We start from the raw sequence: 20,633 nt of genomic DNA, 5'->3' as shown, positions 1-20,633 counted from the left end.
GGACGAACGTCCTCGGGCCGTCCGGATCGCGGTCGAACGGCGCCGGTTTGACGCCGTATTGACTGGATATTGACGAGATCCGGTCACTTGGCGAGATCCGTTCACACCTTCGTAGGATCATCACCCTAGAATTCGCGGCGTGACGATGACTCAGTGGTGCGCAACGGCAACCGGCGTACTCGCCGCCCTCGCCCTCGTGGCCACCGCCCGGTACCGCGCCGTGTCCGTCACCCAGCGCCGCCGCGCCGACCGGCTGCGGCGCGACCTCGCCCGGCTCCAGGAGCAGCTCGGCGCCGAACTCTCCCGCCGCGGCGCCGACCTGGCCGCCGTCCAGCAGGAGCAGGAACTCACCGCCTCCACCCAGCGGGCCTTCCTCAGCGTCGCCCGCCGCATCCTCGTCATGGCCCACGACCAGCAGGCCCTGCTCGACGAGATGGAACGCACCCACGACGACCCGGCGCTGCTGGAGGGCCTGCTCAAGGCCGACCACGCCGCCGCCCAACAGGCCAGGCTGGCCCAGACCCTGGCCGTGCTGTGCGGCGCGCGGGCCGGCCGCCACTGGCCCGAGCCGGTCTCGCTGGAGGACGTCGTGCGCGGCGCCCAGTCCCGCATCCTGCCGTTCCAGCGGGTGGTGGTCCGCAGCCGGATCGAGACCGCGGTGGTCGGCGCCGCCGCCGAGGCGCTGATCCACGCCGTCGCCGAGCTGCTGGACAACGCCACCCGCTACTCCCCGCCCAGCACCCAGGTGTTCGTCACCCTGATGCCGGTGCACAACGGAGCCGTCATCGAGATCGACGACGGTGGCGTCGGCATGCCGGAACAGGCCGTCGCCAAGGCCGCCGCCGCCCTCGCCGGCGGCACCAGCCTGGAGGTCTCCCGGCTCGGCGAGGTGCCGCAACTGGGCCTCGCCGCGGTCGGCCGGCTCGCCGAGCAGTACGGCTTCCGGGTCACCCTCAGCTCGGCGCCCTCGCCGTACGGCGGCGTCCGCGTCGTGGTGATGCTGCCGAACGCCCTGCTCACCGAACCGCTGCCGCCCACCGTCCCCGGCCTCGGACCGGACGACCGGGCGTTCAGCACCGACCTCCGGCCGACCGGACACCCCGCCGGACACCCCCTGGTGGAGACCCCGCCGGCCGGCCGACCCCCCGCGGCCGCCGACACCCCGCCGCCGCTGCCCCGCCGGAGCCACCGACGCGACCGCGCCGCCCGCCCCGCCCAGCACGCCTCTCCCGCGCCGCCGCCCGCCCCGCCGTACCGCTCGGCCCGGGACGCGCAGGCGTTCATGGCGATGTTCCAGGCCGGCACCGCCAGCGGCCGATCGGCCGCCCGGGCCCAGGCCCAGCACGACCCTTCCCTGCCCGCTTCCCCCCGACTTCCCCAGCGCTCCGGAGAGTTCCATGACCACCACCCCTGATCTCGGCTGGATGCTCGCCGACATCGTCAACGTCCCGCAGGTCCAGCACGCCGTCGTCGTCTCCAACGACGGCCTGGAGATCGGCCGCAGCGCGAACATCGCGCGCGAGGACGCCGAACGGCTCGCCGCCGCCTGCTCCGGACTCCAGTCGCTGGCCCGCGGCGTCGCGACCGGGTTCGGCGGGCCGGGCAGCGCCACCCGCCAGATCATCATCGAGTACGGCGGCGGCTACCTGTTCATCGTCGCCGCCGGGGCCGGCGCGCACCTGGCCGTGGTGACCAGCGACGCCGTGGACGCCGGCCTGGTCGCCTACCAGATGCAGGTCCTGGTCGAACGGATCGGCAGCCACCTCACCAGCCCGCCGCGGGTCGACCACGCGGCGGGGGGACACCGGTGAGCGGGCCGGTCCGGCCCTACGTCATCACCGGTGGCCGCAGCCGGTCCACCCGGGCCGAGCTGGCCATCGAGAGCCTGGTCAGCGCGTTACCCGAGCCGCCGGAGCTCCCCGACCACGCCCTGCTCAACCGCGAGCACCGGCGCATCCTCGCGCTCTGCCACAGCCTGCTGTCGATCGCCGAGGTGGCGGCCCACCTGGGGCTGCCGCTCGGCGTCGTCAAGGTGCTGGTCGGCGACCTCTGGGACCTCGGCGCCGTCCAGGTCCTCCCGCCCGTCCCGCAGGCCGAACGCCTGCCCGCAACCCTTCTGGAAGAGGTGCTCGTTGGCCTCCGCCAACTCCGCTGAAGCCCCCGGGGCCACCGCCGACCTGCCCGCCGAGCCGCGGTACCTGCCGTCCTCGGTCCAGGGCGCGGTGAAGATCCTGGTCACCGGCCCGTTCGGGGTCGGCAAGACCACGCTGGTCGGCTCCCTCAGCGAGATCACTCCGCTGCGCACCGAGGAGACGATGACCGCCGCCAGCAGCGGCATCGACGACCTCACCGGGCGCGGCGACAAGACCACCACCACGGTCGCGCTCGACTTCGGCCGGATCACGCTCAACCCGCGGCTCGCGCTGTACCTGTTCGGCACACCCGGGCAGCAGCGGTTCTGGCCGCTCTGGGACGACCTGTCGCGCGGCGCGCTCGGCGCCATCGCCATGGTCGACCTGCGCCGCCCGGACGAGAGCTTCGACGTGCTCGGCCGCCTGGAGGAGCAGCGCATCCCGTTCGCCGTGGCGGTCAACACCTTCTCGGACACGCCGAGTTACCCCGAGGAGGAGCTGCGCTCCGCCCTCGACCTGCTGCCGGAGGTACCGATCCTGCACTGCGACGCCCGCGACCGGCGGCAGTCCTACGACCTGCTGATCGACTTCGTCGACCACCTGCACCGCAGCTCGATCCTGGAGCTCCAGGGATGACCGCGCCCGAACCCGGCACCGCCTCCCCCGGCTGCCCGTTCCCGCACGGCGGCAGCCTGCCCACCGGCGGCCCGCTGACCCCGCTGTACGGCCCCGCCGTCGCCGAGGACCCGCACGGCCTGTACGCCCGGCTGCGCCGGCGCTACGGCCCGGTCGCACCGATCGAGCTGGAGCCCGGGGTCGAGGCCTGGCTCGTTCTCGGCTACGCCGAACTGCTCGAACTCACCCGCAACGAGGCGCTGTTCTCCAAGGACTCGCGCCGCTGGCGGGTGCCCGCCGAGGGCCGGCTGGCCCCCGACTCCCGGCTGCTGCCGATGACCTCCTGGCGGCCCACCCTGCTCAACCTGGACGGCGCCGAGCACCAGCGGCTGCGCTCCGCCGTCTCGGACACCCTCTCCCAGATCGACCACCGCCAGCTGCGCGAGACCACCGAGGCCTGCGCCAACGACCTCATCGACAGCTGGGGCCCGGACGGCACCGCCGACCTGATCGCCCAGTACGCCCGCGCGCTGCCGCTGCTGGTCTTCACCCAGCTGGTCGGCCTGCCCCGCGAGGCCGGGCCCCACCTGGTCGAGCTGATCAGCCACTTCGTGGACAGCGGCCCCAAGTCGGTGCGCGCCAACGCCGAGTTCCAGGCGATCCTGGTCGACCTGGTCCGGCGCCGCCGGACCGCCCCCAGCGCCGACCTCACCTCCTGGCTGCTCGCCCACCCGGCCGCGCTCACCGACGAGGAGGCCGTGCACCACCTGGTGGTGATGCTGGTCGCGGGCAACGAGACCAGCATCAACTGGACCGGCAACACGCTGCGGCTGCTGCTCACCGACCGCCGGTTCCGGGCCACCCTCACCGGCGGGCGGCTCACCGTCTCCGACGCGCTGGAGGAGGTGCTCTGGCGCGACCCGCCGACGCAGAACTTCCCCGGCCGCTGGGCCACCGGCGACACCGTCCTCGGCGGCCAGTACATCAGCGCCGGCGACATGCTCGTCCTCGGCCTGGCCGCGGCCAACGCCGACCCGGCCGCCCAGGGCGTCGCCTCCGCCGCCCAGGGCTCGCTCGGCGGCAACCGGGCCCACCTCGCCTGGGGCGCCGGACGGCACGTCTGCCCGGCCCAGCACCCGGCCCGGATCATCGTCGAGACCGCCGTCGAGACCCTGCTGCACCGCCTGCCCGATCTCCAGCTCGCCGTCCCCGCCGGCGACCTGGGATGGCGCCCGTCCCCGTGGTCACGGGCCCTGCTCGGCCTGCCGGTGCTGTACAGCGCCTTCACCCCGCCCCGCCCGCAAGCCCCCGAGAGGCCCGCATGGACACCGCCGTCGACACCCGACCCGAGCCCGTCAGACTCGACCCCTTCGGACGCGACCAGCACCAGGAGAACGCACGCCTCCGGGCGGCCGGCCCCGCGGTCCTGGTGGAGCTCCCTGGCGGGGTGGTGGTCTGGGCGATAACCCACCACGACACCCTCCAGGCGCTGCTCGCCGACCACCGGGTGGGCAAGAACGCCCAGCTGTGGACGACCTTCCGGGAGGGCCGGCTGCCCCAGGGCTGGCCGCTGCTCAACTTCGTCACCGTGCCCGGCATGGTCACCGCCGACGGCGACGACCACCGGCGGCTGCGCGGCCTGGTCAGCCAGGCCTTCACCCCGCGCCGAATAGCCGACCTGGCACCCGCGATCGAGGCCCGCACCGTCTCGCTGCTCGACCGGGTCGCCGAGCTGGACGGCGCGTTCGACCTGCGCGAGCACTTCGCCTACCCGCTGCCGATGCAGGTGATCGGCGAACTGCTCGGCCTGGCGCTGGACGAGCAGGACAGGCTGCACGAGCTCTCCGACACCCTGGTCTCCAGCTCGGCCACCCCGGCGGCGGCCGCCGCCGCGCAGCAGGCCCTGTACGCGCTGCTGGGCTCCGTGGTGGCGGCCAAGCGGGCCGCGCCCGGCGACGACCTCACCACCGACCTGATCGCCGCCCGCGAGGCCGGCGACCGGCTCAGCGAGGCCGAACTTGTCGGCACCCTGCTGCTGATGCTGGTCGCCGGGCACGAGACCACGCTCAACCTGATCACCAACGCCGTCCGGGCCCTGCTCGCCCACCCCGACCAGCTGCGGCTGGTGCTCTCCGGCGAGCAGCCGTGGTCGGCGGTCGTCGAGGAGACGCTGCGCTACGACTCGCCGGTCGGCCAGTTCCCGCTGCGCTACGCGACCGAGGACATCGAGGTCGGTGACGTGGTGATCCGGCGCGGCGAGGCGCTGCTCGCCTCCTACGCGGCGGCCGGCCGCGACGCCGGGCACCATCCGGACGCCGACCGCTTCGACGTCACCCGGCGGCCCAACCGGCACCTGTCGCTCGGTCACGGCCCGCACTTCTGCCTCGGCTCCGGGCTGGCCCGGCTGGAGGCCGAGACCGCACTGCGGCACCTGTTCGAGCGGTTCCCCGGGCTGGCCCTCGCCGAGGGCGACGCGCCGGAGCCGATCGGCTCCTTCATCAGCAACAGCGTGCGAACCCTGCGAGTGACGGTCTGAGCCGTCCGGTTACCTGAAGGCGGCCCGGGTCGTTCGGCAGTGCATGAAGAAACTCGCCACCCTGGCCGCCCTCACCATGGCGGGCCTCGCGCTCGCCGCCCCGGCGGCGTCCGCCACCACCCAGACCGCGAGCTCCCCGGACGCCACCGGGGGCCTCACCGACGGTCTCAACCTCTCCCCGGCCGACCTCGCCATCCACGCCGCCGGCAAGCTGCCGGTGGTCGGCCACGCCGCCCAGGAGGTGGAGGCCGTCGGCACCAACCAGATGACCCACCCGGGGCTCAGCGGTCAGATCGGCTGACCCTGATCGGCCGACCACGCCCACCGGGCACCGCCCCGGTTGCCGCCCCCGTCGGCGGCAGCCGGGGCTTCGCCGTACCCGGGCCCGCCCGGGTACGGCGACCAGCCGCGCCGCCCGGCCCGGCGCCGTCCAGCCCGCGCCGCCGGGCCCGCTCAGCGCCGGACGGACCGCGAGAAGCCCGCTCAGAAGAGGCCGTTCAGCTCCTGGTAGGTCAGCCCGCCCTCCAGCGCGGTGTAGGTGCCGCTCGCGTACACCTCCGCGGCGGCCCGGCGCACCGCCGCGTACGCCACCTCGGCCAGCCCGGGGCCGAGGCTCACCCGGGCCACGCCCAGCTTCGCCAGCTCCGGGACGGACGGCGCGCCCGGACCCGCCAGCACGTTCAGCGGCACCGGGACGGCCGCGGCCAGCGCGGCGATCGTCTCCTCGTCCGCGACACCGGGCACGAACACGCCGTCCGCACCCGCCTCGACGTAGGCCCGCAGCCGGCGCACCGCGTCGTCCAGCCGGCCCTCCGGCGCGCCGATCCCGTGCAGGAACACGTCGGTGCGGGCGTTGACGTAGGCGGGCACGCCCGCCGCGTCCGCCGCCGCCCGGGCCGCCGCGATCCGCTCGGCGGCCTCGGCCGCCGGCCGGCCCTCGTCCTCCAGGTTGACGCCGACCGCGCCGGTGGCCAGCAGCGCGGCGACGGACTCGCCGACGCCGGCGGCGGTCCGCGCGAAGCCGCCCTCCAGGTCGGCGGTGACCGGCAGGTCCACCGCGCGGACCACCTGCGCCGTCCGGACGAGGACCTGTTCGAGGTCGGCGCCGCCGCCGTCCCGGCTGCCGAGCGACCAGGAGACGCTCGCACTGGCCGTCGCCACCGCCCGCGCTCCGGCGGCGGCGACCAGGCGGGCGCTCGCCGCGTCCCACACGTTGGCGAGCACCAGCGGCTCGCCCGGCCGGTGCAGCTCCCGGAGCAGCCGGGCCTTCTCCCGCTGGACGACCGCCGTGTCCGCCATGTCCGCCATGCCTGCCATGCCCCCGGGCCTCACTTGGCGGCCGGGCTGAGCCGGGAGGCCACCCCGATCCGGTTCCAGGCGTTGATGGTGACGATCAGCGCGATCAGCTGGGCCAGCTCGGTCTCGTCGAACTGGGCGGCGGCCTCGGCGTAGACCGCGTCCGGGACGTGTCCCTGGGTCAGCAGGGTGACCGACTCGGTGAGGGCCAGCGCGGCCCGCTCCCGGGCGGTGAACCAGGGGGTCTCGCGCCAGGCCGGGAGGGAGAGCAGCCGGTGGTCCTGCTCGCCGCCCTTCAGGGCGTCGGTGCTGTGCATGTCGATGCAGAAGGCGCAGCCGTTGATCATCGAGGCGTGCACCTTGACCAGCTCGGCGAGCGTGTGGTCGATGCCCTTCCGGGAGGCGCGGTCCACCGCGATCATGGCCTGGTAGAAGTCGGGGGCCAGGGTGTGCAGCGCGAGGCGCTGGGCGGGGGCCGGGACGGGCGCTTCGGTCGGCTGGTGCTCGTTCGTCGTCATGACCACCAGCCTAGGGACCTGGTGGACCCGTTTCCTGGTGCATTTGAACCACAGAATCCTGGGCCACTTCGCGTGCGCCCGGCCGTGCGGCGAGTGTGGCACGGCGGCGGCCGAAAAGGGAGGGCCCGGGCGGCGCCTCCGGGCGCGGACGCGCACTCCCGGCGCGCGAACGGGAGTGCGAGGATCGACCGCGGGGGCGCCACCACGAGTGCCCCCGCCGGGCGAGGTCAGGGGGCCGCGATCGTGTGTACGGCGTTCGTCAGCATCGAACCGGGGGCAGCCGTGCCGGTGCTGCTCCTCTCCGTCCGGGACGAGTACCTCGGGCGCGACTGGCTGCCGCCGGACCACCACTGGCCGGACCGGCCGGCCCTGGTCGGCGGACTCGACCTCGCCGCCGGCGGCACCTGGCTGGCCGTCGACCCCGGGCGGCGGACCGCCGCCTGCCTGCTGAACGGCTTCGGGCCGCTCGCCCCCGCCGACACCCGGCTCTCCCGTGGCGAACTGCCGCTCACCGCCGTCCGGGACGGCGGGATCGGCCACCTCGACCTCACCCCGTACGACCCGTTCCACCTCGTCCTGGTCCGGCCCGACGGCGCCCGGGTCGCCAGCTGGGGCGGTGGCCGGCTGGAGGAGCGCGAACTGCCGGTCGGCCTCAGCGTGGTGCTCAACGACGGGCTGGAGGGCATGGCCGCCAACCGGACCGCCTCCGAGCGGATCCGCGCGCTGATGGCCGCCCGCGCCGACCGCTTCCGGGCCCGCCTCGCCGCCGCGCCCCGGCCGGAGCCGACCGGTGACGGGCCCGCCGAGCGGGCCTGGGGCGACTGGCTGCCGATCGTCGCGGGCGACGGCCTGCCGCTGGACGACGACGCGGCGCTGATCCAGCGGCGGGACTTCGGCGACGGGCGGATCTGGGGGTCCTCCTCGATCTCGCTGCTCGCGCTCGGGCCGGACGGGCCGCGCTACGACTTCGCCTCCGCGCCGGTGCCCGCCGGCGGCGGGGCGTGGCGGCGGGTGCCGCTCGGCGGAGGCGGGTCGGCGGCGCGGTCCGGCGGCTGATCGGCTGCCGACCGGCGGCCGACCGACAGCGGTGGCGCCCAGACGTCCGCTCGATGAACTTCTGGCGGCGGGGCTGCCGGGCGTCTACATGCCCGTAGTAGCTTCGCGGGGCTCCCCCGGATCCAGACCCCCGAGCGAAGGTGCGCGATGTCCACCCTGACCTACCCGGAAGCGATAGGCGTCGGCCTGCTGCAGGGTGTGACGGAACTGTTCCCGGTCTCCAGCCTGGGCCACAGCATCCTGCTCCCCGCCCTGATCGGCGGGAAGATCCAGCGGGACCTCGACATGACCGCCGAGGGCTCCTCCTACCTCGCCGTCCTGGTCGGCCTGCACCTGGCCACCGCGTTCGCGCTGGTGGTGTTCTTCCGCAAGGACTGGGTCCGGGTGATCGGCGGCTTCCTCAGCTCGATCCGCCGCCGCCGGGTCGAGAGCCGGGACGAGAAGCTCGCCTGGCTGCTGATCATCTCCACCATCCCGGTCGGGGTGGCGGGACTCGCCCTGGAGAAGGCGCTGCGCAACGCGCTCGGCAAGCCCGTCCCGGCCGCCGTCTTCCTGGCCCTCAACGGGCTGGTGCTGCTCGGCGCCGAACGGCTCAAGCGCGGCGGCACCGGCCGCCGTCGGGCCGGGCACGCCGCCCCGCCGGCCGAGGAACCGGGCCTCGACCCGGCGATCGCCTCCGACCACCGTCTGGCCCGGCTCAGCTTCGTCCAGGGCGCCTGGATCGGCGCCGCCCAGATCCTCGCGCTCTTCCCGGGCATCAGCCGCTCCGGTGTCACCATGAGCGCCGGCATCCTGCGCGGCCTGCACCACGAGGACGCCGCCCGCTTCTCCTTCCTGCTCGCGACCCCGGTCATCCTGGCCGCCTCCGTGCTGAAGGTGCCGGAGCTGTTCAAGCCGGAGAACTCCGCCGTCCTCGGCCCGGTCGTCGCCGGCAGCATCGCCGCCTTCGTCGCCGGCTACGTCTCGGTGCGCTTCCTCACCAAGTACTTCGAGACCCGCAGCCTGACGCCGTTCGCGCTCTACTGCTTCCTCGCCGGCGTCGGCAGCGCGGTCTACCTGTCGGTCTGATCCGCCCTCACCCCGGGTCGAGGGTGCCGGGCCGCGCGATAATCGGGCCCGTGAGCAGCTCCTGGACCTCCTTCGGCGGCGACCTGCACCTGGACCTCACCGAGCGGCGCGCCGCCGGGGCCGGGCTGCGAGCCGCCCTGGAGGACGCGCTGCGCGAGGCCGTCCAGGACGGGCGGCTCGGGCCCGGCACCCGGCTGCCGTCCTCGCGGGCCCTCGGCGAGGACCTCGGGGTCGCCCGGAACACCGTGGTCGAGGCGTACGGGCAGCTCACCGCGGAGGGCTGGCTCACCTCCCGGCAGGGCTCCGGCACCACCGTCGCCCGGCGGGCCGCGCCCGGCCGGAGCCGGCGGGCGGCCCGGCCGGCGTCGGGTCGGCGGGCCGTCCGGCACGACCTGATGGCCGGGCGGCCCGACCTCTCGCTCTTCCCCCGCACCGCCTGGCTCGCCGCCGCCCGCCGGGCCCTCGCCACCGCGCCGCACGAGGCCTTCGGCTACGGCGGCCCGTTCGGCCGGATCGAGCTGCGGCGGGCGCTCACCGACTACCTGGCGCGGGTCCGCGGCGTCCGCACCGACCCCGACCACCTGCTGATCTGCACCGGTGTCTCCCAGGGCCTGGGCCTGCTCTGCGCCGCCCTGCGGGAGCGCGGGGACCGCGCCCTCGCGGTCGAGGAGTACGGGCTGCCGCCGCAGCACGCCGTCGCCCGGGCGGCGGGGCTGGCCACCGTCCCGGTGCCGCTGGACGGGGCGGGCGCCCGGGTCGAGCGGCTCGACGGCCGGTGCGGGGCCGTCCTGCTCACCCCCGCGCACCAGTTCCCCACCGGTGCGCCGCTGGCCGCCGACCGGCGGGCCGCCGCCGTGCGCTGGGCGCGCGAGCGGGACGGGTACGTCGTCGAGGACGACTACGACGGGGAGTTCCGCTACGACCGGCAGCCGGTCGGCGCGATGCAGGCGCTCGACCCGGAGCGGGTGGTGTACGCCGGGACGGCCGCCAAGAGCCTCGCGCCGGGCCTGCGGCTGGCCTGGCTGGCCCTGCCGGACGCGCTGGTCGAGCCGGTGGCCCGGTTGAAGACGCTGGCCGACACGATGTCCCCGGTGCTCGACCAGTTGACCCTCGCCGAGCTGATCACCTCCGGGACGTACGACCGGCACGTCCGCCGCTGCCGGCTGCACTACCGGCGCCGGCGGGACCGGCTGGTCGCCGCGCTCGCCGAGCACGCCCCGCGCGTGCGGGTCACCGGGATCGCCGCCGGGCTGCACGCCGTTCTCCAGCTGCCGCCCGGTTCGGCGTCCGAGGCGGAGCTGCTGGCCCGGGCCGAGGCCGCCGGTCTGGCCCTCGAAGGGCTGTCCTGGCACCTCGCCGACCGGTCGGCCGCCGACCCGGACGCCGACCCCGCTCTGGTGATCGGCTACGCGTCCCCGCCCGAGCACGCCTTCCCGGCGGCGCTGGACGCCCTCTGCGAGCTGCTGCGCGAGCGGTGAGGGCCGCGACCGCCCCGGTGGACTACTTGTTGCGGTTGCCCAGTTCGAACAGCAGCATGATGAAGCCGGCGAAGGCGTGGATGCCGGCGGTGTAGATCACCAGGCGGACCGCGACCCGGCGGTTGGCCGAGATGCCGGCGTCGACGGTCACCGGGGCGGGGGTCGGAGCGGCCGGGGCGGTGGCCGCGGCGGCCTGGTCGGGGATGGTGGGATCGGCCATGAGGGATCTCCTCCAAGGGTTCTGACGTCGGGTCAGTGGGTTGCTGCGGGGCCGCCGAGACAGAGTTCGCCGCCGGGGCTCTGCAGCAGGGTGTGGACGAAGAGCAGTTCGACGCCGTCCGGTGCGTCGGCGGCGATGCAGTGCGGGGTGAGCGAGTCGAAGTGGGCGGAGTCGCCGACGTCGAGGCGGTGGACCCGGTCTCCGAGGGTCAGCTTGAGCCGGCCCTGCAGGACGTACAGCCACTCCTCGCCGGGGTGGACCCGGACCACCGTGTCCTGCACGCCCGGGGGCACGTGGACGCGCAGCGCCTGCATGGCCCGGCCGGGGGCGCCGGCCCTGCGATAGCCCCAGCCGCCGGCGCGGCCGGGTTCGATGACGCCCCCGCGCACGACCGGGTCGGGTTCGGCCATGGTCTCGCCGAGCAGGCCGGAGACGGAGGTGCCGTAGGCGCGGGCGAGGCCGAGCAGGACGGGGAGGGAGGGCTGGCGGCGGCCGGTCTCCAGCCGGGACAGATAGGCTGGGGAGAGCCCGACCCGGGCGGAGGCCACTTCGAGGGTCAGGCGGCTGCTGAGCCGGTGTTCCCGGAGGCGGGCGGCGAGGCCGGCCACTTCCTGGTCGTCGAGCCGGTCTCCCGGGGCGGCGTCCCCGGTCGGGCTGGTGGTCATGTGACCAGTGGACACCCGCCGTGCCCCTCGGGCAAGAATTTTGCCTCAGAGGCAAGAAGCCCCGGAGTCCCCCTTCTCGGCTACGGCCGCGGGATGTTGCGCAGGTTGCTGCGGGCCAGGTCGATCATGCGCCCGACCCCGCCGGAGAGCACCGTCCGCCCGGCCGCCAGCGCGAAGCCCTTCAGCTGGGCGGCCGTGATGTACGGCGGGATGGACAGCGCGTTGGGGTCGGTGACCACGTCCACCAGGGCGGGGCCGGGCCGTTCCAGCGCCTCCGCCAGCACCTCCCGCACCCTCGCCGGCTCGGTCACCCGCTTGGCCGGGATGCCCATCGCCCGCGCGATCCCCGCGTAGTCGACGTCCCCGTTGTCGATCTCGTACTCCGGGTAGCCCGAGACCAGCATCTCCAGCTTGATCATGCCGAGTGCCCCGTTGTTGAAGACGACGGTCTTCACCGGCAGCCGGTGCTTGGCCACCGTCAGCAGTTCGCCGAGCAGCATGCCGATCCCGCCGTCGCCGGCCATCGCGATCACCTGCCGCCCGGGGCAGGCCAGTTGGGCGCCGATGGCGTGCGGCAGGGCGTTGGCCATCGAGCCGTGCAGGAAGGAGCCGATCACCCGGCGGCGGCCGTTCGGCTGGAGGTAGCGGGCGGCCCAGACGTTGTTCATGCCGGTGTCCACGGTGAACACCGCGTCGTCGGCGGCCACCTCGTCGAGCACCGAGGCGACGTACTCGGGGTGGATCGGCAGGTGCTTCTCGATGTCCCGGGTGTAGGCACCGACCACGTCCTCCAGCGAGCGGCAGTGCTTGCGCAGCATCTCGTCGAGGAAGGCGCGGTCGCGCTTGGCGTCCAGCAGCGGCAGGACGGCCCGCAGGGTGGCGGCGACATCGCCGTGGACGGCCAGTTCGAGCGCGGTGCGGCGGCCCAGCCGGGTGGCGTCGTGGTCGACCTGGACGGTGCGCGCCTGCGGCAGGAAGGAGTCGTACGGGAAGTCGGTGCCGAGCAGCAGTACCAGGTCGGCGGAGTGCAGCGCCTCGTGGCAGGCGCCGTAGCCGAGCAGGCCGCTCATGCCGACGTCGTACGGGTTGTCGTACTGGATCCACTCCTTGCCGCGCAGCGAGTGCCCGACCGGCGCGTTCAGGGCCCGGGCCGCCTCCATCACCTCGCCGTGCGCCCCGCGCACCCCCGCGCCGCAGAACAGGGCGACCTTGCGGGCCGCGTTGAGCAGCCGGGCCAGCTCCTGCACCTGGGACCACGGCGGCGCGGCGACGGCCTGCTCGGTGAGGAAGTGGCTGGTCCCGGTGGGCCCGGCGGCGGAGAGCGCGGCGACGTCCCCGGGGAAGGCCAGCACCGAGACGCCGTGCGAGCCGAGCGCGTGCTGGATGGCGATCCGCATCAGCCGGGGCAGCTGGGCGGGGGTGGAGAGCATCTCGCACCAGGTGCTGCAGTCGGTGAACACCCGCTCGGGGTGGGTCTCCTGGAAGAAGCCGGTGCCGATCTGCCCGGACGGGATGTGCGAGGCGAGCGCCAGCACCGGCAGGCCGCTGCGCTGGGCGTCGTACAGGCCCTGGACGAGGTGGGTGTTGCCGGGCCCGCAGGAGCCGGCGCAGACCGCGAGCCGGCCGCTGAGCTCGGCCTCGGCGGCCGCCGCGAAGGCGCCCGCCTCCTCGTTGCGCACGTGCACCCAGCCGATGCCGTCGGTGCGCCGGATCGCGTCCACGACCGGGTTGAGGCTGTCCCCGACCACGCCGTAGACCCGCTCGACCCCGGCCTGCCGGAGCACCTCCACCATCTGTTCGGCCACGCTCGCCACGGGTGCTCTCCAATCACCGGCCGCCGGCTGCCACAGGACACCTGCACCCTCCGGCGGCCGGGCCCGCCCCGCACCCGGAGCGGGCCCGAACAGGTGAACGACGGGTCGGCGCGGCTACTCCGCCGCCAGGTGGTCCTGCTGCCCGAGCTTGCCGCTGGCCAGGCCCGCCTGCGCCTGCCGCCGGGCGGGCTCACGGCCGGGCGGCTGGCCGCACCGCTCCTGGGCCGGCGGCGCGGTGGTCGGCAGGGTGACCGGCTCCCCGGCCTTCACCTGCACCGGCTCGCCGTCGTGCCACAGGTGCAGCACCTCGCCGCGGCGCAGCGTGTACGTCGTCCCCTCGTGGGTGATCTGGACGCCCAGCAGCTGTCCGCGGACCATCAGCGAGAACCCGAGCCTCATCAGCCCGCCCGGCAGCCGGGGCCGGAAGGACAGCGAGTCGCTGTGGTCGCGCAGCCCCCCGAAGCCCGCCACCAGGGCGATGCAGGCGCCCGCGAGCGAGGCCATGTGCAGGCCGTCGCGGGTGTTGCCGCCGAGGTCGTGCAGGTCCATCAGCGCCGCCTCGGCCGTGTAGTCGTACGCGAGGTCGAGCTGGCCGACCTCGGCGGCGATCACCGCCTGGGTGCACGCGGAGAGCGAGGAGTCGCGGACGGTGAGCCGCTCGTAGTAGGCGAAGTTGCGGGCCTTCTGCTCGTCGGTGAACGCGTCGCCGCGGACCTGCATGGCGAGCACCAGGTCGGCCTGCTTGACCACCTGCTTGCGGTACAGGTCGAAGTACGGGTAGTGCAGCAGCAGCGGGTACTTCTCGGGCGGGGTGTGCTCGAAGTCCCAGACCTGGTGGTGGGTGAAGCCGTCGGCCTGCGGGTGCACGCCGAGGTCCTCGTCGTACGGGATGTACATCGCGGACGCGGCGTCCCGCCAGGCGGCGGTCTCCTCGGTGTCGACGCCGAGTTCGGCGGCCTCGTGCGGGTGGCGGGCGGCGGCCTCGGCGGCGGCGCGCAGGTTCGTCTGCGCCATCAGGTTGGTGAACACGTTGTTGTCGGCGACGGCGCTGTACTCGTCCGGGCCGGTGACGCCCTCGATGCGGAACTTCCCCGAGACGTCGTGGTGGCCGAGCGAGCGCCACATCCGGGCGGTCTCCACGAGCAGTTCGAGCCCGTACGCGCGCTCGAACTCGGCGTCCCCGGTGGCCCGGACGTAGCGGGCGACGGCGGCGGCGATGTCGGCGCCGATGTGGAAGGCGGCGGTACCGGCCGGCCAGTACCCGGAGCACTCCTCGCCGCGGATGGTCCGCCAGGGGAACACCGCTCCGGCCAGGCCGAGTTGGGCCGCCCGTTCGCGGGCCAGCGGCAGCGTGGTGTGCCGCCAGCGCAGAGCCTGGTTGACGGCCCCGGGCAGGCAGTAGGTGAGCACCGGCAGGACGAAGGTCTCGGTGTCCCAGAAGCTGTGCCCGTCGTAGCCGGGGCCGGTCAACCCCTTGGCGGGGATGGCCCGTTCCTCGCTGCGGGCGCCGGCCTGGAGGACGTGAAAGACGGCGAACCGGACGGCCTGCTGGAGTTCGACGTCGCCTTCGATCTCGACGTCGCTGGTCTCCCAGAACTCCTTGAGGTAGGCGGCCTGTTCGGCGACCAGACCGTCCCAGCCGGTGTACCGGGCGGCGGTCAGCGCGGCCTCCACCTGGTCCCGGACGGCGGGCAGCGAGCGCGTCCCCGACCAGCCGTAGGCCATCAACTTGACCAGCCGCAGCCGCTGTCCGGGCCGGAGCACGGTGGTGACGCTGATCCGGCAGTGGTCGGCCTCGGCCTCGGCGACGGTTTCGAGCTCCTCCGGGCCCTCGATCACGTGGTCCATCCCGGCGGCGACCCGGATCGCGCTGTAGCGGGTGCGGTGCACCAGGACGGCCTTGGTGTCGCTCGCGTGGTGCACCTCGGGCTGCAGCGGCGCCTCCAGGACGGCGGAGGCCCGCGGATCGCCCGCGGCGCCGCCGGGCAGCTGCTCGTTGGCGACCAGCTCGGACTGGATCACGATCCGCACCGGCCCGTCCACCGCCTCGACGCTGTACTCGACCGCGGCGATCGCGCGCTGGGTGAGCGAGACCAGCCGGGAGGAGCACACCCGGATGGTCCGGCCGGCCGGGGAGGTCCACTCGGCCTCGCGGTGCAGCATCCCCTCCCGGAAGTCCAACCAGCGCTTGTGGCGGATGAGTTCGCCGTAGCGCAGGTCGAAGGGCTCGTCGTCGACCAGCAGCCGGATGATCTTGCCGTTGGTCACGTTGATGACGCTCTGGCTGGACTCCGGGTAGCCGTAGCCGCCCTCGCCGTACGGCAGCGGGCGGAGCTCGAAGACACCGTTCAGATAGGTGCCGGGGAGGCCGTGCGGCTCGCCCTCGTCCAGGTTGGCGCGCAGGCCGATGTGGCCGTTGGAGAGCGCGAACAGCGACTCGGCGCGGGCCATCGCGGTCAGGTCCAGGCCCTGCTCGGCGATCAGCCAGGGGTCGACGGAGAAGTTGTCCAAGCCACTCATGCGACTGCCTCGCTCCGCTCACTCATGCCTGCTCCTCCAGCAGTTCGGCGAGGTCGTCGACGACCACGGTCGCGCCGTCCCGGCGCAGTTCGGCGGCCTGCCCGGTGCGGTTGACCCCGACCACGGCCCCGAAGCCGCCCGCCCGGCCGGAGGCCACCCCGGCGAGCGCGTCCTCGAAGACGGCGGCGTGCGCGGGCTCGACGCCGAGCGTGCGGGCGGCGTACAGGTAGGTGTCGGGGGCGGGTTTGCCGGGCAGACCCTCGCGCTGGGCGACGACGCCGTCCACGATCACGTCGAACAGCCCCTCGATGCCCGCCGCCCGCAGCACGTCCCGGCAGTTGGCGCTGGAGGACACCACGGCGCTGGGCAGCCCGAGCGCGCGCAGCCGGTGCACGTACGCGACCGAGCCGTCGTACGGCTGGACGCCCTGCTCGCGGATCAACCGCAGGACGGTGTCGTTCTTGGCCCGGCTGATCCCGTGCACGGTAGGGGTGTTGGGCGGATCGGCGTCGGTGCCCTCGGGCAGGTCGACGCCCCGGCTGCGCAGGAACGCCCGGGTGCCGTCCAGTCTCGGGCGGCCGTCCACGTAGGTGTCGTAGTCGGTGACGGCGTCGAAGGGGACGAACTGCCCGCCGGTGCGGGCGGCTTCGGCGCGCAGGAAGGAGTCGAAGGTGTCCTTCCAGGCCGCGGCGTGCACTTTGGCGGTCTGGGTGAGGACCCCGTCGAGGTCGAAGAGGAAAGCGCGGATGTCGTCCGGTAGCCCCAGCATGGGTGCAGTCTTACCCGGGAACGCGGGGAAGCCGCCCATTTCCCGGCGGCGCGTCGCGGGAAGGGCGGCTTCCGGTTGCCCGGGTGCTCGTGGGCGGCCAGGTGGGCTCGTGGGTGCCCGGCGCCGTTTCGGCGGGGTGCCCGGCGCTGTTACGGCGAGTCGGGCATCTGCGCCTCGGCGGCCTCCGCCACCGCGAACACCGCGCCCTGCGGGTCCTGGACGACCGCCATCCGGCCGGACTGCATGTCGAACGGCGGCTGGATCACCGAGCCGCCCGCCTTGACCAGGGCGTCCACGGTGGAGTCGGTGTCGTCCACCGAGAAGTAGGCCATCCAGTGCGAGGGCGTGCCCGCCCCCAGGTACTTGGGAATCGGCTGCATGCCGCCCACCGTACGGTCGCCGGCGTTGAGCGAGAAGTACCCCTCCATGCCCTGGATGGTCGCCGGGCGCAGCCCGAGCGCCGGGAGGTAGAAGCGGCCGGCCGCGTCGGTGTCGGCGGTGTTGAGCTCGTTCCAGACCAGTGCGCCGGGCTCGTTGACCACGCCCGCGCCGATGAAGTCCATCGCCTGCCAGACTCCGAACACCGCGCCGGTCGGGTCGGCGGCGACCAGCATCCGGCCGATCACGCCGACGTCCATCGCCGGGTAGAGGATCGTGCCGCCGTGCTCGGCGATGGCGGCCCCGCTCACGTCGGCGTCGTCCGAGGCCAGGTAGGTGGTCCAGGCGACGGGCGGCAGCGGCTGGCCCTCGGGCGCGGACCGCGCCATGATCCCGGCGACCGGTCGGTCGTTGAGCATGCACACGGCGTAGCCGCCGAACTCGGCCGGGCCGACCTCGCCCTGCCAGCCGAACAGGTCGCGGTAGAAGTCGAGCGCGGCCTGCTGGTCGCTCGCCATCAGGTCGATCCAGCACGGGGTGCCGGGCTTGTACGGAGCGGTGACTACGGGCATTGCTGGGCCTCCCGAAGGCAGTGGTCGCCGGCGTGGTCGTCGGGGCGGGCGGGTCCCGGCCGCCCGGTGCCGGGCTGCCGGTGCCGGCCGTCAGCGCGGACGGCGGGTACACCGCCCACCATCGGCCCGGCGCCGCGATCCCGCCACCGGACGGCGCCCTGGCGGGCGATCGGACGGGCCCGGGCCCGTTCGGCCGCCGGCGGGCCGTTCACGCGGTGTCGTGCCGCTCACGCCGCCGCGGAGGCCGTTCACGCGGTGTCGTGCCGCTGGGCCGTGACGAAGTACGGCTGCACCTTGCCGCTCTGCGCGTAGTCCTTGAGCCGGACCAGCAGTTCGGCCCAGGTGCCGGCGACCAGCGGGACGCCGTCCTCGCTGCCCGGCTGCCAGCCGCCGTGCCGGAACAGCAACCGGGTGCGGCCGGGCTCGTCGGGCTGGTCGGCGAGGTCCCAGCTGATCCAGGTGCCGGCCCAGTGCGGCGGGAAGGCCCCGGCGTTGGCCCACACCACCCGGTCCAGGTCGGCCCGCTCGCGGCGGAGCCGGAACGGCTCGGGGACGCCGGGGAAGTCGAACAGCAGGACGTCGCCCTCCCGGTCCACCCCGGTGGTCCACCAGCTGGTCAGCCCGCCGTGCGTGTTGAGCGCGGCGAGGACGACGGCCCGGGGTGCGGCGATGTCGAACTGGAGGGCGATCTCGGGCATGGGGTCCGCCTTTCGGTGCGCGCCCCCCTTGTCCGGCCTGCCGGGGTCCGGTGCGCCGGGGTCCCGTCCATCAGGTCGCCCGTCCATCAGGTCGCCCGCGGGCCGGGTGCCTCCCCGGTTTCTCCGGCCACCATGGCACGACCCCCGGGCCCGCGCGCCCTGGACGGCGCCGGCCCTGGGGTCGCCCCCTACCGCTCGGGTGCGGTCAGCCGCCGCTGCCGTAGGTGGTGTTCGCGCAGATGTCGTCGTCCGCCGAGCGGGCGTCGTTGGTGACGGTGGTGGGCAGCGGCGCCGGGGACGCCGGGGTGCCGTTCGCGGCCGCGCCGCCCGTCCCGGTGGCCTGGCCGGTGGTCCCGCCGCCGTTGGCCGCGGAGAAGTCCTTACCGACGATCAGGGTCACACCCGCCGAGTTGCCGGCCTCGACGCTGGCGCCCGGGAACAGCGCGGCGACCTTGTCGGCGTTCGCCTTCTGCCCGGAGCCGTACTCGATCATGGTGGTCTTGTACTTGGTGCTCGCCGCCTGGCCCGCCGTGGTGGCGGCGAACTTGGCGGCCTTCAGCTGCGCGGTCGCCTTGCCGGCCAGGCCGTTCTCGGTCGTCCCGTTGTAGACCGCCACCTTGATCGACGAGTTGCCGGCGTCCGCGACCGGCGCGGCGGGCGCGCTGGTCGCGGCCGACTGCGACGCGGCCGGTGCGCTCGGGCTGGCGGCGGCGTCCGGCTGCTGGCCGGTGGCGTTCTGCCCGTCGATGGTCTGGTCGGCCTTGAGGGTCTCCCAGAGCTTGTTGGCGTCCGGCTGGACCAGGTCGAGGTCCTTGTCCTGGGTGCGGTAACGCCAGGGCGCCGTCACGAACTTGAGGTCGTGCATGTCGATGTTCTTGAGCGACAGCCCGAAGGAGAGCAGCTTGTCCGCGGAGGCCAGCCCCGGGTCGACCACCAGCGACTTGGTCGCGGCGTCGGCCAGCGGCAGCAGGTTGGTGGGGCTCAGCCCGTCCTTCTTGACCTTGCTCGCGAGCGAGCTGAGGAAGGCCTGCTGGCGCTTCATCCGGCCGATGTCGGAGCCGTCGCCGATGCCGTGCCGCAGACGCACGTAGTCCAGCGCCTGCTGGCCCTGCACGGTCTGCTTGCCCTGTGGCAGGACGAGGTCGCCCTTCTTGTGCAGGTTGGGGTTGACGTCGCCCTCGTAGATGGGCTTCGGCAGGCAGACGTCGACGCCGTTCACGGCCTTGGTCATCGCGGAGAAGCCGTTGAAGTCGACCACGATGGTGTGGTCGACCCGGATCCCGGTGAGCTTCTCGACGGTGTTCTGGGCGCAGGCCGGGTTGCCGCCGTCGCTGCCGCCGACCGAGAAGGCCGCGTTGAACAGGTCGCTGGACGACCCCTTGGTCCACTTGCCGTTGGGCAGCTTGCAGGGCGGGATCGGGACCTTCGCGTTGCGCGGGATCGAGATGCCCACGGCGTGCTTGTGGTCGGCGTAGACGTGCAGCAGGATCGTGGTGTCCGAACGGGCGCCGCCGTCCTCGCCGCCGCCGAGGTCCGAGTTGTTGCCGCCGCGGCTGTCCGAACCGATCAGCAGCACGTTGACCGGCTTGTTGCCGTCCGCGTCGGCCTGCGCCTCCGGCGGGCGGTCGGTCGCTATCGCGTCGCCGTCGAAGGACTTGATGTTGGCGTTCAGCTTGAAGTAGATCGCCCCGCCGGCGCCCGCGATCAGCACCAGCACGCCGGCCGCCGACCAGGCGACGATCTTCTTCACGTTCTTCTTGGGCTTGCGGCTGTTGCGCGCCGCCGCCCGACCGCCCGCCGCCTCCGGCCGGCCGCCGTCCTTGCCCGCGTCCCGACCGCCGTCCTTGCCCGCGTCCTTGCCGCCGCGGCCGCCGCCCTTGCCCTGCGCGGCGCGCCGGGCCTCCGCCCGGCCCCCGGTACGCGGCGTAGGCACGGACCCATCGCTCCCCGTCGTGAGCGCGCCGGGTGCGTTCTCGCCCCGAGCCGGGCCCTCGCCCCACTGACCTGACATGCGCGTACCTTTCACCGACGGAAGCGACGCCCCGGACGATCTGGCGCACCGCACACAGGGAGACGGTCGGAGCCGTTCCCAGGTTGCACATACGAACATCGGTACAAACCGATGAACGTGGCTTCCGATCATATTTAGGCCCGACGCGATCACCGACCTCCGGTCCACCACCAACCCCGGCCACCACGACGCAAGCTCGCCACAGAACGCCCGAAACCAGCCGATTACGACGTGACCTACGCCACCTCTCCCCGCCCCTGCGGCACCATCAGGCACCACGCGCCGCA

Annotated in this window: 20 protein-coding genes; 10 read left to right on the top strand and 10 right to left on the bottom strand. The window is 74.2% G+C overall.

Translation table 11 applies throughout. The annotated features are described in order from the left end of the window. The first annotated feature begins 145 nt into the window (after nt 1–145). From ACIQVZ_RS28255 to ACIQVZ_RS28225, 7 genes are read left to right on the top strand one after another with little or no spacing between them, the layout of a single operon-like run. Nucleotides 146–1,414, top strand: a complete 1,269-nt coding sequence (locus ACIQVZ_RS28255; protein ID WP_350880717.1) for a sensor histidine kinase — start codon at nt 146–148, stop codon at nt 1,412–1,414. Next, the gene (locus tag ACIQVZ_RS28250; RefSeq protein ID WP_063348307.1) at nt 1,398–1,811 is read left to right on the top strand and encodes a roadblock/LC7 domain-containing protein; all 414 of its coding nucleotides are present in this window, start codon (nt 1,398–1,400) and stop codon (nt 1,809–1,811) included. The genes ACIQVZ_RS28255 and ACIQVZ_RS28250 overlap by 17 nt, the downstream gene beginning before the upstream one ends. Then, on the top strand, nt 1,808–2,155 hold the full coding sequence (locus ACIQVZ_RS28245) for a DUF742 domain-containing protein (protein ID WP_350880532.1): 348 nt from the start codon (nt 1,808–1,810) through the stop codon (nt 2,153–2,155). The genes ACIQVZ_RS28250 and ACIQVZ_RS28245 overlap by 4 nt, the downstream gene beginning before the upstream one ends. Next, nucleotides 2,133–2,768 (top strand): GTP-binding protein, encoded by a 636-nt coding sequence (locus ACIQVZ_RS28240; RefSeq protein WP_402453656.1) that lies wholly within the window; start codon nt 2,133–2,135, stop codon nt 2,766–2,768. The genes ACIQVZ_RS28245 and ACIQVZ_RS28240 overlap by 23 nt, the downstream gene beginning before the upstream one ends. Continuing rightward, a complete protein-coding gene (locus ACIQVZ_RS28235) occupies nt 2,765–4,213 on the top strand; it encodes a cytochrome P450 (RefSeq protein WP_402453654.1) in 1,449 nt (482 codons plus the stop codon). The genes ACIQVZ_RS28240 and ACIQVZ_RS28235 overlap by 4 nt, the downstream gene beginning before the upstream one ends. Continuing rightward, a complete protein-coding gene (locus ACIQVZ_RS28230; RefSeq protein WP_350880536.1) occupies nt 4,177–5,283 on the top strand; it encodes a cytochrome P450 in 1,107 nt (368 codons plus the stop codon). The genes ACIQVZ_RS28235 and ACIQVZ_RS28230 overlap by 37 nt, the downstream gene beginning before the upstream one ends. 43 nt (nt 5,284–5,326) lie before the next feature. Further along, nucleotides 5,327–5,584: a hypothetical protein gene (locus tag ACIQVZ_RS28225; protein ID WP_350880538.1), complete on the top strand. Its 258-nt coding sequence runs from the start codon at nt 5,327–5,329 to the stop codon at nt 5,582–5,584. A gap of 182 nt (nt 5,585–5,766) precedes the next feature. Here the strand turns inward: ACIQVZ_RS28225 and ACIQVZ_RS28220 are convergent, their stop codons facing one another. Beyond that, a complete protein-coding gene (locus ACIQVZ_RS28220) occupies nt 5,767–6,591 on the bottom strand; it encodes an isocitrate lyase/phosphoenolpyruvate mutase family protein (protein WP_402453682.1) in 825 nt (274 codons plus the stop codon). Between the two features lie 20 nt (nt 6,592–6,611). Next, a complete protein-coding gene (locus ACIQVZ_RS28215) occupies nt 6,612–7,097 on the bottom strand; it encodes a carboxymuconolactone decarboxylase family protein (protein WP_350880542.1) in 486 nt (161 codons plus the stop codon). A 243-nt stretch (nt 7,098–7,340) separates the two neighbouring features. Here ACIQVZ_RS28215 and ACIQVZ_RS28210 point away from each other — a divergent pair, with 243 nt between their 5' ends. The 3 genes from ACIQVZ_RS28210 (at nt 7,341) to ACIQVZ_RS28200 (ending at nt 10,699) form a co-directional block, all read left to right on the top strand. Then, nucleotides 7,341–8,153, top strand: a complete 813-nt coding sequence (locus ACIQVZ_RS28210) for an NRDE family protein (RefSeq protein ID WP_402453651.1) — start codon at nt 7,341–7,343, stop codon at nt 8,151–8,153. Between the two features lie 147 nt (nt 8,154–8,300). Further along, nucleotides 8,301–9,221, top strand: coding sequence for an undecaprenyl-diphosphate phosphatase (locus tag ACIQVZ_RS28205; protein ID WP_350880546.1), 921 nt, complete (start codon nt 8,301–8,303; stop codon nt 9,219–9,221). Nucleotides 9,222–9,271: 50 nt separating this feature from the next. Continuing rightward, nucleotides 9,272–10,699 carry a PLP-dependent aminotransferase family protein gene (locus ACIQVZ_RS28200; protein ID WP_402453648.1) on the top strand — a complete coding sequence of 476 codons (1,428 nt, stop codon included), beginning with the start codon at nt 9,272–9,274 and terminating at the stop codon, nt 10,697–10,699. A gap of 22 nt (nt 10,700–10,721) precedes the next feature. Here ACIQVZ_RS28200 and ACIQVZ_RS28195 read toward each other — a convergent pair whose 3' ends face one another. The 8 genes from ACIQVZ_RS28195 to ACIQVZ_RS28160 all read right to left on the bottom strand — a co-directional run bounded on the left by ACIQVZ_RS28195 (nt 10,722) and on the right by ACIQVZ_RS28160 (nt 20,268). Then, nucleotides 10,722–10,919, bottom strand: coding sequence for a DUF6126 family protein (locus tag ACIQVZ_RS28195; RefSeq protein ID WP_350880550.1), 198 nt, complete (start codon nt 10,917–10,919; stop codon nt 10,722–10,724). A 32-nt stretch (nt 10,920–10,951) separates the two neighbouring features. Then, a complete protein-coding gene (locus ACIQVZ_RS28190) occupies nt 10,952–11,584 on the bottom strand; it encodes an XRE family transcriptional regulator (RefSeq protein ID WP_350880552.1) in 633 nt (210 codons plus the stop codon). An 80-nt stretch (nt 11,585–11,664) separates the two neighbouring features. Further along, the gene (locus ACIQVZ_RS28185; protein WP_402453681.1) at nt 11,665–13,377 is read right to left on the bottom strand and encodes a pyruvate dehydrogenase; all 1,713 of its coding nucleotides are present in this window, start codon (nt 13,375–13,377) and stop codon (nt 11,665–11,667) included. 135 nt (nt 13,378–13,512) lie between these two features. Beyond that, complete coding sequence (locus ACIQVZ_RS28180) at nt 13,513–15,918, bottom strand: glycoside hydrolase family 65 protein (RefSeq protein WP_402453645.1); 2,406 nt, start codon at nt 15,916–15,918, stop codon at nt 13,513–13,515. A 22-nt stretch (nt 15,919–15,940) separates the two neighbouring features. Then, nucleotides 15,941–16,687, bottom strand: coding sequence for a beta-phosphoglucomutase family hydrolase (locus ACIQVZ_RS28175; RefSeq protein WP_350880558.1), 747 nt, complete (start codon nt 16,685–16,687; stop codon nt 15,941–15,943). A 149-nt stretch (nt 16,688–16,836) separates the two neighbouring features. Further along, entirely contained in the window at nt 16,837–17,637 is an 801-nt protein-coding gene (locus ACIQVZ_RS28170) for a VOC family protein (protein WP_350880560.1), read from the bottom strand. 248 nt (nt 17,638–17,885) lie between these two features. Continuing rightward, nucleotides 17,886–18,335, bottom strand: a complete 450-nt coding sequence (locus ACIQVZ_RS28165; protein ID WP_350880562.1) for an SRPBCC domain-containing protein — start codon at nt 18,333–18,335, stop codon at nt 17,886–17,888. 205 nt (nt 18,336–18,540) lie between these two features. Then, nucleotides 18,541–20,268: an LCP family protein gene (locus tag ACIQVZ_RS28160; RefSeq protein WP_402453641.1), complete on the bottom strand. Its 1,728-nt coding sequence runs from the start codon at nt 20,266–20,268 to the stop codon at nt 18,541–18,543. Nucleotides 20,269–20,633 lie beyond the last annotated feature (365 nt).

Origin of the sequence: Kitasatospora sp. NPDC098663, assembly GCF_044760075.1 — a bacterium.
Taxonomy (GTDB): Bacteria; Actinomycetota; Actinomycetes; order Streptomycetales; family Streptomycetaceae; genus Kitasatospora.
This window is presented reverse-complemented; position numbering and strand designations above follow the sequence as displayed.